Origin of the sequence: Acinetobacter sp. NIPH 2699, from assembly GCF_022549355.1 — a bacterium.
Taxonomy (GTDB): domain Bacteria; phylum Pseudomonadota; class Gammaproteobacteria; order Pseudomonadales; family Moraxellaceae; genus Acinetobacter.
This window is the reverse complement of sequence record NZ_JAKZGL010000004.1, coordinates 151384-166356: the sequence shown is the minus strand read 5'-3', so window position 1 is coordinate 166356 and position 14973 is coordinate 151384. Positions and strand designations below refer to the sequence as shown.

14 protein-coding genes are annotated in these 14973 nt (G+C 39.7%); 9 read left to right on the top strand and 5 right to left on the bottom strand.

Translation table 11 applies throughout. From position 1 onward, the window contains the following. Positions 1-26: 26 nt before the first annotated feature. Positions 27-965: a hypothetical protein gene (locus MMP72_RS05915; RefSeq protein ID WP_241315437.1), complete on the bottom strand. Its 939-nt coding sequence runs from the start codon at positions 963-965 to the stop codon at positions 27-29. A 326-nt stretch (positions 966-1291) separates the two neighbouring features. Here MMP72_RS05915 and MMP72_RS05910 point away from each other — a divergent pair, with 326 nt between their 5' ends. Continuing rightward, complete coding sequence (locus tag MMP72_RS05910; protein ID WP_121928492.1) at positions 1292-1762, top strand: YaiI/YqxD family protein; 471 nt, start codon at positions 1292-1294, stop codon at positions 1760-1762. A 7-nt stretch (positions 1763-1769) separates the two neighbouring features. Next, positions 1770-2663: an EamA family transporter gene (locus MMP72_RS05905; RefSeq protein WP_241315435.1), complete on the top strand. Its 894-nt coding sequence runs from the start codon at positions 1770-1772 to the stop codon at positions 2661-2663. A gap of 10 nt (positions 2664-2673) precedes the next feature. On the opposite strand, the gene MMP72_RS05900 is transcribed toward MMP72_RS05905, so the two are convergent. After that, the gene (locus MMP72_RS05900; protein ID WP_121928490.1) at positions 2674-3261 is read right to left on the bottom strand and encodes a PilZ domain-containing protein; all 588 of its coding nucleotides are present in this window, start codon (positions 3259-3261) and stop codon (positions 2674-2676) included. 25 nt (positions 3262-3286) lie between these two features. On the opposite strand from MMP72_RS05900, the gene MMP72_RS05895 reads away from it, so the two are divergent. From MMP72_RS05895 to MMP72_RS05885, 3 genes are all read left to right on the top strand, one after another. Beyond that, positions 3287-4522, top strand: coding sequence for a lipoprotein-releasing ABC transporter permease subunit (locus tag MMP72_RS05895; RefSeq protein ID WP_121928489.1), 1236 nt, complete (start codon positions 3287-3289; stop codon positions 4520-4522). Then, positions 4515-5201 carry a lipoprotein-releasing ABC transporter ATP-binding protein LolD gene (gene lolD / locus MMP72_RS05890; protein ID WP_121928488.1) on the top strand — a complete coding sequence of 229 codons (687 nt, stop codon included), beginning with the start codon at positions 4515-4517 and terminating at the stop codon, positions 5199-5201. Before MMP72_RS05895 ends, lolD begins: the two co-directional genes overlap by 8 nt. Before the next feature lie 85 nt (positions 5202-5286). Further along, positions 5287-7713, top strand: a complete 2427-nt coding sequence (locus MMP72_RS05885) for a DNA internalization-related competence protein ComEC/Rec2 (protein WP_241315433.1) — start codon at positions 5287-5289, stop codon at positions 7711-7713. A 1-nt stretch (position 7714) separates the two neighbouring features. Here the strand turns inward: MMP72_RS05885 and MMP72_RS05880 are convergent, their stop codons facing one another. Beyond that, positions 7715-8671, bottom strand: coding sequence for a lysophospholipid acyltransferase family protein (locus tag MMP72_RS05880; RefSeq protein ID WP_241315431.1), 957 nt, complete (start codon positions 8669-8671; stop codon positions 7715-7717). A 415-nt stretch (positions 8672-9086) separates the two neighbouring features. Between MMP72_RS05880 and sppA the strand changes: the two genes are divergently transcribed. Continuing rightward, entirely contained in the window at positions 9087-10124 is a 1038-nt protein-coding gene (gene sppA, locus MMP72_RS05875; RefSeq protein WP_241315429.1) for a signal peptide peptidase SppA, read from the top strand. 145 nt (positions 10125-10269) lie between these two features. Then, complete coding sequence (locus tag MMP72_RS05870; RefSeq protein WP_241315427.1) at positions 10270-11058, top strand: alpha/beta hydrolase; 789 nt, start codon at positions 10270-10272, stop codon at positions 11056-11058. Positions 11059-11116: 58 nt separating this feature from the next. Here the strand turns inward: MMP72_RS05870 and purN are convergent, their stop codons facing one another. Together purN and purM are read right to left on the bottom strand one after the other, a co-directional pair. Further along, positions 11117-11764 (bottom strand): phosphoribosylglycinamide formyltransferase, encoded by a 648-nt coding sequence (gene purN, locus MMP72_RS05865; RefSeq protein WP_241315642.1) that lies wholly within the window; start codon positions 11762-11764, stop codon positions 11117-11119. Further along, the gene (purM, locus tag MMP72_RS05860; protein WP_241315425.1) at positions 11761-12831 is read right to left on the bottom strand and encodes a phosphoribosylformylglycinamidine cyclo-ligase; all 1071 of its coding nucleotides are present in this window, start codon (positions 12829-12831) and stop codon (positions 11761-11763) included. The genes purN and purM overlap by 4 nt, the downstream gene beginning before the upstream one ends. A gap of 133 nt (positions 12832-12964) precedes the next feature. Between purM and cxpE the strand changes: the two genes are divergently transcribed. Both cxpE and hda read left to right on the top strand, forming a co-directional pair. After that, complete coding sequence (cxpE, locus tag MMP72_RS05855) at positions 12965-14161, top strand: chloramphenicol efflux transporter CxpE (protein WP_241315423.1); 1197 nt, start codon at positions 12965-12967, stop codon at positions 14159-14161. Positions 14162-14181: 20 nt separating this feature from the next. Then, on the top strand, positions 14182-14880 hold the full coding sequence (gene hda, locus MMP72_RS05850; RefSeq protein ID WP_241315421.1) for a DnaA regulatory inactivator Hda: 699 nt from the start codon (positions 14182-14184) through the stop codon (positions 14878-14880). Positions 14881-14973 lie beyond the last annotated feature (93 nt).

Below are 14973 nucleotides of genomic sequence, written 5' to 3'. Positions count from 1 at the left end.
AAAAATGCCATTTATGTGATTTTTTGTCACTTAAAAGCAGTTTTAGCATAAATATTGGCCTGAATCCATAGATTGCCACGAATATATTGGCCAATGTTAAAGTTTTTATACAAAACATTTTTAGTTGCAATACGAATAAGGATTGCAGGTAGGTCATCTTCTAAAACCAAAGTCACGTCATACAGAGTATATTCATCTTGCATAAACTGCATTGTGGTTTTACCGACGATATTTCCTTGGAACCATGCTTCGTCTTCTTGGCCTAATGTCTCACCGAATAAATAGGCAACCATTTTAGAAAAGTCGACAGTTACAGGTTCTTGATCTTCAGGGGTTTTTGGTTGCCAGTCATTAATCAGTTCTTGTAAGTTTTCTGGTGCGATTCCATTATGTTCTGTCAAAATCGCATTTAATGCGCGGTGGTGTTTAATTGAAGCAGGATCATCAACAATGATTTTCTCACCGTCTGCAACGATTTCTAATTCATAAGCCCAAGCATTAAATTGGACTTGATAGGTTTGGTTCTTATCATATTTGCAGTGATTTACACTGAATAAATTATCGAAGGCATAAATAACGGTATTTGTATTTAAACTTAAACGCAATACTGCTTGGGTTGCAGAATCACAACTAATAATTCGCTCGATTTTTGCATCATATTTATATGGACTTTCAAAACTTGGAAAAGCTGTTTTTAATGCACGAGGTTTTTGATCTTCGACTGCAATAATTTGATTAATTGAAATCGCCTCACCACTTGGTCCTTGAATCATCCAAAATGATTGGTCCATCTCTTGTTCATCTTCACAGAGACCCATTGGCATCACAGGTGCATCCAGTGCCAGCCCTAACCATTTGGGAACATCGGTTTCAGGTGTATCGGTCAACAAGTTCCAGTGTTCAACGTGGTTACCGAAGTTTTGATCTTGAATTGTAATCGTTTCTGGACTGTTTTGATTTTTCATAAAGCGCGATGCAAAAAGATTGAACTTATTCTATTAAATCGAGGGTAACTGTCATATTTCAAGTCTGGATATGTAATTCTATAAATTTAATTTACTTTCTTGAGGTAAATAGCAAATGACAGCTTCATTTTTCAAATATCCATAGACCTCTTTCATCATTATTTCGCCTCTTGGTATTTTGCCCATCAGGAGAATGAGGAATGATTGAAGTTCCGCAAGGGGATTTATGAAAGGCCTATTGATCTCGCTTAAGTTTATTTCCGCTAGCTCTATTGCTGTGGCAATCTGCTACACTATATTTTTTATTTATATGAGCTTGTACCAACGTGCTGCCATTTAAATTATGGGTAGATGCGGATGCTTTACCTCGAATTTTACGTGAAGTGATTCTTCGCGCATCTGATCGTTATCAATTAGAAGTTATTTTTGTTGCCAATCAAAATGTGGGCATAACACCATCAATACGAATTAAATCGATTCAAGTGATGAGTGGGGCAGATCGTGCCGATCAAGAAATTGTTGATCGCATGCAAGAGAATGACATTGTCATTACACAGGATATTCCGCTTGCTGCCCAAGTGATTGAAAAAGGCGGGATTGCAATTCATCCTCGCGGTGAGGTTTATACCACGGCAAATGTCAAAGCACGCCTTCATTTGCGTGATTTTATGGACACTTTGCGTGGTGCTGGTGTTCAGACTGGTGGGCCACCACCGATTTCGGAAAGAGATAAAAGAGAATTCTCTAGCTCATTAGACCAAACGATTTTCAAACAAAAGCGTAAAACAGCTTCTTGAGCAGAATATGCCCTCACGTCTTAATTTAATCTTCACTTATGCTTTGTTGATATTCATTTGGGCATCCACGCCTTTAGCAATTGTTTGGAGTGTTTCTGATTTACATCCGATGTGGGCGTTATTATTACGATTTTTGATTGCATTGCCTTTGGCGGTATCGGTTTTATTGTTTTTAAAAGTTAAATTTCCGACCCATCAAATTGCACTATTAAGTTATATCGCTGGTTCTTTAAGTCTGATTGGCTCACAAATTTTTACCTATGCTGCAACGGCTTATTTAAGTTCTGGATTGATTGCACTGATGTTTGGTTTAGCTCCGATTATGGCGGGCTTAATTGGACGATTTGCTTTTCAGCAGAAACTCGCTGCGATGCAATGGTTGGGAATGGCAATCTCGATTGTTGGATTGGCCATGATTTGTCTTAGTGGCAATCAGCAACATGTGCAGCCGATCGGTATTGTGCTGATGTTATTGAGTGTTTTTTCTTATTCATTGTCAATTTTTTGGGTGAAAAAGATCAATGCAGATGTACAACCGATGGCCCAAGCAACAGGCTCTATTCTGATTTCTACTTTATGCGCACTGTTGTTGTTACCTTGGATTTGGCAGTACGCACCAACGCATATTCCTTCAGCGAAATCGTTATTGGCACTGGCGTATACTGTGATTGTGGCATCGTTAATTGCGATGTTTTGCTATTTTAAATTGGTCCAAAACTTAAAGGCGACGACCTTATCGTTGACCACGGTGATGACGCCGATGTTAGCAATATTGATTGGTGCATATCTCAACCATGAACAATTGTCAGTTCAAGTGGTTGCTGGCGCAAGTATTATTCTATTTGGCTTATTCTTATATTTCTTTAGAGATCTAAGTGCATATCACCGTTTAAAAATATAAACTTTAGTTTTTAAATTTGATTTACTTCAAGCGATTGAGCTTGTTGAATACTAGCGTTTAGTTTGGCTCGATCTTGTGGGTTTAGGGTAATAAAATAAGCGCCGATACGAAACTTACCTTGTTCTTCTGCTGTACTGTAGGCAACCTGTGCGGTTGCAGCGATATGAAAGAAGTTTTCAGGATGACTTAAGGTGATATGAATATAAGTACCTTCATTAATATCTTGTGAGCTAAAGAAGCTTAAGCCATTTTCAGAAAAGTTTACTTGTTCAGGTACAGGAAGTTGAGATTGCACGATATTGTCGTAAAAAGATCCTGTAATCAGATTTAATTTCTGATTAAAAAGGGATAATATGCGAGCAATTTGTTGATCTTTTTCATTTAATTGTTCTAATTCGTAGCGTAGTGCATGATCAAATTGATCTAATTCAGCAAGTAGTAGAAAATAGCGTGGCAGTACAAAATGAGAATCATAAGGGTCATTCAAGGCAACATCATCTGGAATGATTTGATAGTTGATTCTCAACACAGCATCAATACGAGACATCACGCGACGTTCTGCGTTGTCGTCAATAAGATGATGTTGTGAATTTTCCATAATAAATCACCTCGGACTAAATGGTATGTTTAAGCCAATTTCGCTGTATATAGGGTTGAGATACACTCGCGCTCGGCGAAGTAATCATTTTATTTCTTTTATTGCCTTGGTTTCCATGATTGGTTTAACCCTAGGCGTGGCTGTCCTCATTACAGTATTGTCTGTGATGAATGGTTTTGATCGCGAATTAAAAACGCGTGTTCTTGGAATGGTACCACAAGCCACTGTTTCTTCTACTCAAATTTTAACAGATTGGCCTGAGCTTGTAAAAAAAGTTGAGACTCATCCGCAGGTTACAGGCGTCGCACCATTTACCCAATTACAGGGAATGTTGACTGCGCATGGGCAGGTGGCAGGCATTATGGTAACGGGGATCGAACCTGAATATGAGAAAAAGGTTTCAATTATCCAAGATCATATGGTCACTGGGGATTTAAACGCTTTACAAAAAGGTGAGTTCGGTATTGTTCTGGGTAAGGACATGACTGATGCGCTTGGTCTAGGCTTAAATGACAGTGTAACCTTGGTTTTACCTGAAGCAACGCCATCTCCTGCGGGAGTTGTACCTCGTTTTAAACGATTTAAGATTGTGGGTATTTTTAGTATTGGGGCAGAAGTTGATTCAATGGTCGGTTATATCGCATTGAATGATGCTTCAACTTTATTGCGTTTGCCAGATGGGGCGCAGGGCGTTCGCTTAAAGTTAGATAATATTTTTGCAGCACCAAAAGTAGCCGATGAAATTGTGAGTGATTTACCAAGCAATTTTTATGCATCGAACTGGACCTATACCCATGGCAATTTATTTAATGCCATTCAAATGGAAAAAACGCTGGTTGGCTTATTACTATTTCTGATTATTGTGGTGGCTGCATTTAACATTGTGTCATCGTTAGTGATGGTGGTTACGGATAAGAAATCAGATATTGCAATTTTGCGAACATTAGGTGCTTCACCTTCCATGATTACCAAAATTTTTATGGTGCAAGGGACTGTGATTGGTGTGATTGGAACGATTGCAGGTACGATTTTAGGTGTGACTTTAGCATTGACCATCAGTGACATCATTTCTTGGTTGAATACAGTTCTCGGTCTGAACTTATTCGATGCTTATTTTGTACATTACCTTCCTTCTTATCTCAGATGGCAAGATGTGGCTGTGATTGTCGCTGTTTCATTGGTCTTGAGTTTCTTGGCGACGATTTATCCTGCATTGCGTGCAGCTAAAGTTCAACCTGCTGAGGCGTTACGTTATGAGTAAGATTGTCTTAGAAGCCAACGATATTTATAAGCATTTTGATGATGGTAAAAGTAAAGTCGAAGTGATTAAAGGCTTGTCGTTACAAGTGAAGGCGGGTGAGTTCGTCTCGATTGTGGGTTCAAGTGGTTCAGGTAAAAGTACGCTGTTACATGTGTTAGGTGGTTTGGAACAACCGACACAGGGTCAAGTGTTTTTACAAGGACAGCGTTTTGATAACTTGGGCGAAGCAGAACGTGGGTTTAAACGGAATCAATATTTAGGTTTTGTTTATCAGTTCCATCATTTGTTACCAGAGTTCTCTGCTTTAGAGAATGTGGCAATGCCGTTAATGTTGCGTTCAGACGTTCAATATAAATCAGCCAAAGCTCAGGCCGAATATTTACTTGATCGAGTGGGTTTATCTCATCGTATGGATCATCAACCAGGTGAGTTATCGGGTGGTGAGCGTCAACGTGTGGCATTGGCACGATCGCTTGTCACTAAACCTGCTGTGGTGCTAGCAGATGAGCCTACGGGTAATTTAGATCGCAAAACTGCCCTGAGTGTTTTTGAGTTACTGACTGACTTAAAAAAAGAACTCAATATGGCAATGCTGATCGTCACCCATGATGAGCAATTGGCACAATCTGCGGATTCTATTTTGCATATGCAAGATGGGTTGTGGATCGAGCAACAGTAAATTATTTTATTAAATCTCTTGTTAAAGCCCTGAAAAAGGGCTTTAATTTTGCCTCTAGAAAAATCAAAAACTTAATTAAAAATTGATGTTAAAAATTATTTTATTGGGGTGGATTGCTGGCATTGCAGTCATGGGGAAAACGTTCCCTTTTATTACTGCGACATGGTGGATTTGGTGCCTTGTCGCGCTTAGCTTTTTGAGTCTAGTTTTCTATAAAAAACACCTCTATTTTCATCGTCCACTGTACAAAGCTTTGGTATTAATCAGTGCGACGTGGGCATTATTTTGTGCCGGTTGCTATTTTGCTGATTCCGCTTTGGAACAGCGACTTAAGTTTAGAGAACTTGAAAAACAGTCATTTGAGGCGATTGTTTATATTAAAAAGATTGATGAACTAAGTGATGATGGGCAGAAGCAAATTGCTGAAGTACTCAATCGACATCCTCAGCCAGTTGATTGGTTATTTTATTTGAAGAAAAATAAAGATCTATCCAACGCTGAGCCAGAGCTGAAACTTGGGCACTATTATCGTGTATATGGCGAAATTAGACCTGCACATAGTTATGCTGTTGCAGGGGCATTCGATCAAGAAAAATGGTTCTTACAACAAAATGTGATGTCAGCTTTTTCAGTGAAGCACATTCTGTTATTAAATAATGATGAAATTTACGGTTTAGGCTACCAACAACACCTTAAGCAACAACAAGGTATTCGAGCTAAATTCTTACTCAATGTGGAAATGAAACGTTTAGCATTTCGGCAGATGTTACAAGCTTCGAACTTACAGCACAAAGGTTTGCTCTTGGCTTTATTGACTGGTGATGAAAGTCTTTTGTCGAATGCATTAAAACAACAGTTTCAACAACTGGGAATTTCCCATTTATTGGCGATTTCAGGGCCGCATGTTTTGATTTTTGCTTTGATGTTGACTTGGCTATTACAGAAAGTAGTGCAGCGTTATTGTCCAAGGATATACCTCAAACAACCTCGACAGGTGTTGCTGTTATTGCCCTTTGTATCGAGTGTTTTACTGTATGTGGCTTTCGTTGGTTTTGAAATACCAGCCATGAGGACACTATTAACAGTGACGATTGCGAGTAGCTTTATTCTACTCAGGCAAGCGATTCAACCCTTTGCGATATTGGTTTACAGTGCCAGTTCATTATTGATTTATGACCCTTTTAGTATTCTATCGGCTGCGTTTTGGCTGTCTTATGGTGCTTGTTTTATTCTGCTCAGGATTTATCAAACCATTGTGCAATTCCCGAAAGACCAAGTCCTTACTCGGGCACAGCAATTGCGCATGGCTGCTAAAGTTTTAATTGAATCACAATGGAAAATCTTTGTTGCGTTATTACCTTTGGTGTTAATTTTCTTTCAACAAGTGTCATGGCTAGCGCCACTGAGTAATTTGATCGCCATCCCATTGTTGAGTGGCATTATTGTGCCTTTAGATATTATCGCTGCTTGTATTTGGCTGATCATTCCAATATTTGGACAATTATTATTTCACTTGAATGATTTGATTCTGTCTCTATTTATGTCGATATTGAATGCTTTGCAGCATATTTCCCCAGAGCTATATGGTGTCAGTTATACCCCATGGGCAATCGTAAGTTTGATCTTTGGTCTTTTCTTATTATTTTTACCAAGAGGAACAATTCCAAAAGTTTGGGGATTTTTATGTTTCTTGCCAATATTACTTGGGGTGAGCGTTCAACCAACGGTGTTGAATATATTGGATGTCGGACAGGGGCAAGCGATTGTTTTACAGCATCCGCAACATACTCTAATGGTGGATACGGGTGGTTCTTATGATGAAACTAAATTTAGTCTCGGCGAGCGCGTGATTATTCCATTTTTACGGCAACAGGGCATACGCCGACTTGATCAAGTGATTCTGTCACATCTTGATCAGGATCATAGTGGTGCATTTACTTCAATTCAAAAGGCTTTTCCCATAGGTTTGGTTCAGGCGAATGAACGAGGGGATAAGATTCCTTTTAAAGAGAACTTTTCTTTATGTCATCGTGGTCAGGTTTGGTCATATCCGAATCTGAAAATTGAGATTTTATCTCCTCATGCTGAGGAGTTAGTCTATGCGAAGTACCAGAAAAATGAATATTCCTGTGTGGTCTATGTGCAGTTTCTTCACGCGCAGCCTTATCAAAATTTTCTGATTATGGGGGATGCGGGTTGGGAAACTGAATATAAACTCTTACAACAATATCCAGATTTAAAAGTGGATGTTTTGGTGCTTGGTCATCATGGCAGTAAACATAGTTCAGCCTATGATTTTTTAGCGACCATTCAACCCAAACTGGTAATTGCTTCAGCAGGTTTGAATAATCGTTATGGTCATCCGAGTCAGGAGGTGCAAAAGCGTTTACAAGCTTTAAATATTCCATTGCTTAATACTGCACATGCTGGAACGCTCAGTTTTATTTTTGACAATGGAAATGTAGAACTCAAACAGCAACGCCAACAACTGAAATGGTTGGAGAGAAAATAGCCTAAGTATTTTGTTGCTGCTGTGTCTGCAATCGAACTTCAGCGACTCGTGTTAAAGCTTCCGTCTCATCAATATCGTATATTTTTTTCAAGGCTTTATTGGCACTAAAACGCTTATAGCTCCAATGATAATGTGTTGGATATTTTCGAATCAATTGCTCTAAAGTTTGATGAATGATCAGCGTGCCGTCTTTCGCAGTGCCTTCATAAATTTGAGGGTTGATGGGTTCAACATACATATCAAAACCATCTTGATCATTACGCATCGCATAAATGAATAGTGCTTTGGCTTTGGTTTTCTGAATGAGTTTGGCACTCAGGCTACTTGAGGCTAAGGGAATACCAAAATAATCGACCATTTCCCCCCCATGATCAGGGGTGTGATCAGGCAAAATGGCGGTTGTGCCGCCTTGTTTTAATGCTTTAAAGACTTGTCGAACGCCACTTTCATCAGTCGGCACAAGGTTGGCTTGTTCACGACTTCGTGCATCTCGCACGAAACGATCCGCATCAGGATTTTTGACGGGCTTATATAAAATCGTCATCTGAGTGTATTTTGATAACCAAGAATTCATCACTTCCCATGTGCCAAAGTGGGGTATGACTAAAACCAGCCCTTTTTTTTCTGCCAAAGCCTCATGAAAATAATGTTCACCATGTATGTTGTGAATACGCTGAATATTTTTAGAATTAGATGCTCCCCAAATACTGATAAATTCAAAGTAAGAGGTGATCTCATTCCGAATGGCTTGCTTGGTGAGCTGTTGTCTTTCTGAGTTTGGTAGCTCAGGAAACGCGATTTGTAAGTTCAGTTGTATGATTTTTGAGATCTTAGAGAGTTGGAATGTATTGACCAACATCGCCACCAAGCGTGCAAAAAAACGCCCTAATTGAATCGGTTGGCGACTAATCAGCTTGAGCAAATGATAACGAGAATGGGATGATTTGGGGTGAGTCATGTATCACAGATTCAAAAATTACAAGATAAAGTATAGGGGCTGTTAACGTTTCACAGATGCTTGCGACAGAGGGTATTTTTTAACGATACAAGGCATGTTTTGCGAAATTTAGTCATTCTAAATGATGAGAAACACTGTTTCGCAAGATAACGCTGTAGCGGGAAAAAATATCCCTGTCCCGAAGGGTTATGGCTAAAACCTCCCCAAACTTTGTTATGAAACTTGACAAGGGGATCGCCATTGCCTACGTTTCAAGCCTTGTTTGAGTCGTTTTAGCCGATAACGCAATGCATATTTGAATATATTAACAGACCCACTGTAAAAATAATTATAAGTTAAAACAAGTTAATTAAACAGTTTTGTGTAAATCAGCGTATATAATAAAGTCACTTTAAAATTATTGGATTGGAGTCTTATGTCCGATTGGCCACCAAAACCACAAAACGAATCTACAAATAGTAATTCTCCAAATAGTAACAATGTGACAGGTAAAGAATGGCAGATTTTAGAAAAAGCTGTTTTGGCCTCTGTCGAAGAACAACGCCGTAGTCGCCGTTGGAGTATATTCTTTAAATGTTTAGGCTTCGCTTATTTGCTAATTGTCTTGATTGCAATGAGTAAGAGTTGTACCACCTCCACAACAAAATCAACCACCAATATCAGTAGTGATCATTTGGCTGTTGTCGATATCATCGGTACGATTGACTCCTCTAGTGGTTCATCTACAGTGAATAGTGATGATACCAATAAGGCGCTTAAGCGTGCATTTGAGGCGAGTGGTAGTAAAGCTGTTGCTTTGAATATCAACTCTCCAGGTGGTTCACCAGTACAGTCAGATGAAATTTGGCAGGAAATTCGTTACTTGAAAAAGCAACATCCTGATAAGAAAGTCTATGCGGTCATTGGGGATATGGGGGCTTCAGGTGCTTATTATATTGCCTCTGCTGCGGATGAAATTATTGTTAACCCATCAAGTTTGGTTGGTTCGATTGGCGTAATTATGCCAAATTACGGTTTGAGTGGTTTGACCCAAAAACTGGGAATCGAAGACCGTACGCTAACTTCGGGTAGTAATAAAGATATTCTGAGTATGACCAAGCCGCTTGATCCTGCACAAAAACAACATGTGCAATCTGTGCTGGATAATGTCCATGGACACTTTATCAATGCCGTAAAAGAAGGGCGTGGTAAGCGTTTGAAATCAAATGATCCTGCTATTTTCTCGGGCTTATTCTGGACGGGCGAACAAGCAATCACTTTGGGTGTGGCAGATCGTAGTGGTAGTTTAACCACACTGATGCGTGATCTTAAAGTAGAGCAAAAAGTTGATTACACGGTTCAGCGTAACCCTTTTGAGTCTATTTTAGGACGTATGGGCGCGAAGATCGGTGAGGGAATCAGTAGTTCACTTGCAGATCAATTACAAACCAGCCAAAACGCAAAAATACAATAACAATCTATAGAACATCTTTAAATTCAGGGCTGTAATGATTTACAGCCCTAAATTTTATAAAAATTACTCCTCAGTTCTTCTTCTTGTATTACGATATGGTTTGAGAGGAAGATAATTTATCGATTATTAAACTTAAAAGACTGACATGAAACCTATTATTCATTTTGCCCATGCCAATGGTGTTCCATCTAAAGTTTATCAAAAGCTGTTTGATCAATTGAAAGATCAATACGACATTATTTATGTCGCTGAAATTGGAACAGATAAGCGCTATCCAATCACGCATGGTTGGACACATTTGGTTGATCAAGTGATTGATAGCATTGTGCAACAGGCTCAAGGTCGAAAAGTGATTGGTTTAGGGCATTCTTTAGGTTCAGTCCTGACCTTGATGGCTGCTTACCGTCGTCCAGAGTTATTTTCACAAGTGATTATGCTGGATCCACCATTAATTATTGGTAAGGCTTCTTTCGTTTTTCATCTTGCCAAAATCTTTAAGCCTAAATTGGTGGATCGGATTACACCAGCGGGCTTGTCTGTACGTCGCCGTGATCATTGGGAGTCGCGTGAGCAAGCGGCAGAGTTGTTAGGTTCGAGAGGGTTCTATCAACACTTTAATGCTGATTGCTTCCAAGCCTATATTGATCACGCATTAAGCACTGATCCTCAGCGGGGTGGAGTAACTTTAACGATTCCAAAAGCGGATGAAGTGGCATTGTTTAGAACCACACCATCGATGTGGTGGTTGCCTATGCCAAAACCTCCTGTTCCTGTGCACTTGGTGGTTGGCAGTGACAGCGTATTCTTAAAAGAAAAATTCCCACAAGTGGCTAAAAAGAAATTAGGGATTCCTTTTTCTGTGCTTGAAGGTGGGCATATGTTCCCATTGGAGCATCCATTGGAAACTGTAGAAAAGATTAAAAGTTTGATTTAATTATGAGGCTACGTTAAATCGAGCAAAGATAAAAAAACACATCCGAAGATGTGTTTTTTTAGTTCCAAAACTGAGCAAATTGAATTGGCTGTTTTAAAGGTTTTTGATTGAAATAAGCCTGACCGTTTTCCCAAGAGAGCTGACCATTACACAACCATTGCACGACTTGAGGATAGATGAAATGCTCAAGTTCATGTACACGTTGCGCTAAGCGTTCTGTTGTATCATTTAAACCGACTTGAATAATGGATTGAGCAATGCTCTGTCCAGCATCAAGTTCCGCGGTTACAAAGTGAACTGTACACCCATGTAAGCGATCTCCCGTGTTTAACACACGTTGATGTGTGTTAATTCCTTTATAAAAAGGAAGCAGAGATGGGTGAATATTTAACATCTTACCTTGCCATTTGCTGACAAAATTCGGTGTTAAAATGCGCATAAAGCCTGCAAGAATGACCAAATCAACCTGCCATGCAAGTAGTTGTTGATGCATGGCTTCATCAAATCCTTCTCGGTTTGGAAAGTCTTTATGAGAAATGACAGCAGTTGCAATATTGGCGCCTTTCGCACGTTGTAGTGCATAAGCATCTACTTTGTTGGACAGAACACCAATGATTTTTCCTGAAAATTGATGCCCAATTTGGGCATCAATCAGGGCTTGTAGGTTGCTACCGTTACCGGAGACAAGTACCGCAATTCTCATTATGCAAAGATCACGCGAATTTTTTCGTCTGCACCTTCAACTGATTCAGCATTTTCTTGGATATGACCAATTTCCCAAGCTTTTTCGCCTTGAGCATTTAAGATCTCAATTGTTTTTTCTGCTTCGCTCGCATCAACTGCAATTACCATACCTACGCCACAGTTAAAGGTACGATACATTTCAAAGCGTTCTACATTGCCTTCACGTTCTAGCAGTTGGAATAACTCAGACCATTCCCAGCTTGACTCATTAATCACGGCTTGAGCGCCATTTGGAAGTACGCGAGGTAAGTTACCAGGTAAACCGCCGCCTGTAATATGCGCCATTGCATGAACGTTAACTTGTTTGCAAAGTTCAAGTACTGGTTTAACGTAGATACGTGTAGGTTCCATTGCGACATCTGCAAGTGGACGACCATCAACGATTTGGGTTAAATCAACGTTTTTCACATCTAAGATTTTACGCAATAATGAGTAGCCGTTTGAATGTGCACCACTTGATGCAACACCGATAAGCACATCACCAGCTTTGACTTTAGTACCATCAATAATTTTGCTGTGCTCAACGACACCTACTGCAAAACCAGCGAGATCGTAATCTTCGCCTTCATACATTCCTGGCATTTCAGCAGTTTCACCACCAACCAGTGCACAACCAGCCAGTTCACAACCTTTACCAATACCAGTCACTACATCTGCTGCAACGTCAACATTCAAATGCCCCGTTGCATAGTAATCAAGGAAGAATAATGGTTCAGCGCCACAAACGAGTAAGTCGTTTACGCACATTGCAACGAGATCTTGACCAATCGTATCGTGACGATTGAGATTCAGTGCTAAACGTAATTTGGTACCAACACCATCTGTTCCTGAAACCAATACAGGCTCTTCATAACCTTTTGGAATTTTGCATAACGCGCCAAAACCACCTAGACCACCCATGACTTCAGGGCGAGTGGTGCGTTTAGCGACAGATTTGATACGATCGACCAATGCGTCGCCCGCTTCAATATCGACGCCTGCATCTTTGTAGCTTAAGCTTGTGTTTAAGGTAGAGGTTGAGTTGCTCATAATGAAGTCTCCGCATTGGCGGCAGATTATAACCTGAATATACGAAACTCTTATGTTATTTATGCTCGAAAATGCTATCTTTATTAAAAATTTTTTCCATTTATAACGATTACACGAACAAAGGTTAAATTTTATGCAAGATCTGGTACTCCGCCGTATCTTTATCCTCGCTGGGTTAGCATTGTTGATTTGGGTGATTTATTTACTCAAACCGATTGTCATTCCTTTCGTCGCTGCTTTTTTTATTGCATATCTATTTAGCCCGTTGGTTGATGTTTTAGTTAAGATTAAATTGCCGCGTTGGCTTGCGATCAGTGTTGTGTTTATCGGTATCGGTGTGACTTTAACGGTCGTATTATGGTTTCTTGTTCCACTTGTTTGGAAGCAATTGATGTATGCGCGGGATAGTATTCCTGCGGGAATTCATTGGATTAATGCAACCTTTTTACCTTGGCTTTCTGAAACTTTTGATTTGGTGCCAATGGAACTCGATACCGACCAAATATCTAAAGTCGTTATGGAATATGTTCAAACTAATTACAGTTCTGATAGTGTTCAAACATTTGCGTTGCGTCTCGCTCAATCTGGCTTGAACTTTATTCAGTTAGGCGGGCTTATTGTCCTAATTCCAGTCATTTCTTTCTACTTTTTACTTGATTGGAACAGAATGCTGCAAAGCTTCCGTCGTCTGATTCCACGTCCTTATGAAGCATCAACTTTAACCATTATCCGTGAATGCCACAGTGTGTTGGGCGCCTTTGTGAAAGGGCAATTTTTGGTTATGTTGTTACTGGGGATTATTTATGCAGTGGGATTACAGCTGATTGGTTTAGAGGTTGGTCTAATTATTGGTATGATTGCGGGTTTGGCCAGTATTATTCCTTATTTAGGATTTGCTGTTGGTATTATTGCAGCCATAATTGCATCGTTATTTCAATTTGGTTTAGATTGGGTGCATCTACTTTTGGTGGGTGGCGTATTCTTGTTTGGTCAAATGGTGGAAGGATACGTACTACAACCGTTTCTATTGGGTGATAAAATTGGTTTATCTCCAGTCGCTGTTGTATTCGCAGTTTTGGCAGGGGCGCAACTTGCGGGTTTTCTTGGAATGCTGATTGCATTACCTGTGGCAGCAGTCATTGTTGTTTTATTAAGACACGCACGAGATAATTATGAAAAAAGTCGGCTTTATGGCTTGCCTGAACATATGGTTGTGGTCGAAAGTACTGCACAGCATATCAGTGTAGAAACAGATCAAGTAGATCTTGATATTGAAATTAAAAACTCTCAAGATACAGAGACGCCAAACTCGAATGATGACTCCAAGTAAGCGGGGAACAAATTAAATCTATGCGTCAACTACAACTGGATATCGAACCGCAATTAGATGCTCGGATTAGTGATTTCTCGGGGCCAGGTTGGGGACCTGTGGTTGATGCAGTGAGACAGTTACATGCAGGTTTAGTCAATCGCTTTTATGTTTATGGCGGTGCAGGTACAGGAAAGAGTCATCTACTGTCCGCAATTTGTGATTCCTATTTAGAATTAGGTCGTCCAGCGATCAAAGTTTCTTTGTTAGAATTATTAGATGCACCGATTGAAGCAATTACCTCATTAGAGTTCTATGATTTGGTTGCATTAGATGATATTGAAGCAATCAGTGGCGTTCCCCATTGGCAAAAAGCTGTTTTCCATTTGATGAATAATCATGATGGACAACTGGTATTTTCTTCCAGATCAGCCCCGATAGAATTGCGCTTGGAACTGCCTGACCTACAATCAAGATTGACTCAGGCAGTGAGTGTCAAAGTGCCGAGCGGAAGTTCATTTATAGATCGACAAGCATTGTTGCAATCTGTGATGACTCGTCGAGGCATCCATTTTGACCAACAAATTGTGGATTACTTACTGCAAAATGGGCCGCATCAAGCTTCGATCTTGTTACAAACGCTCGCGCAGCTTGAAAAAATGTTAAAAGGCGAAAAAACCAAACTCTCTAATACTACAATCAAGCAAATTTACGCATTAATTGATGAATATCGCCAATAGCATAAAATTTCTTGAGTAATTACGAGAGCTATGACAAAGTACGCACAAAGGATGTGGTTGCGAAATTTGGATTTTGCAATATCAAGAAAAATG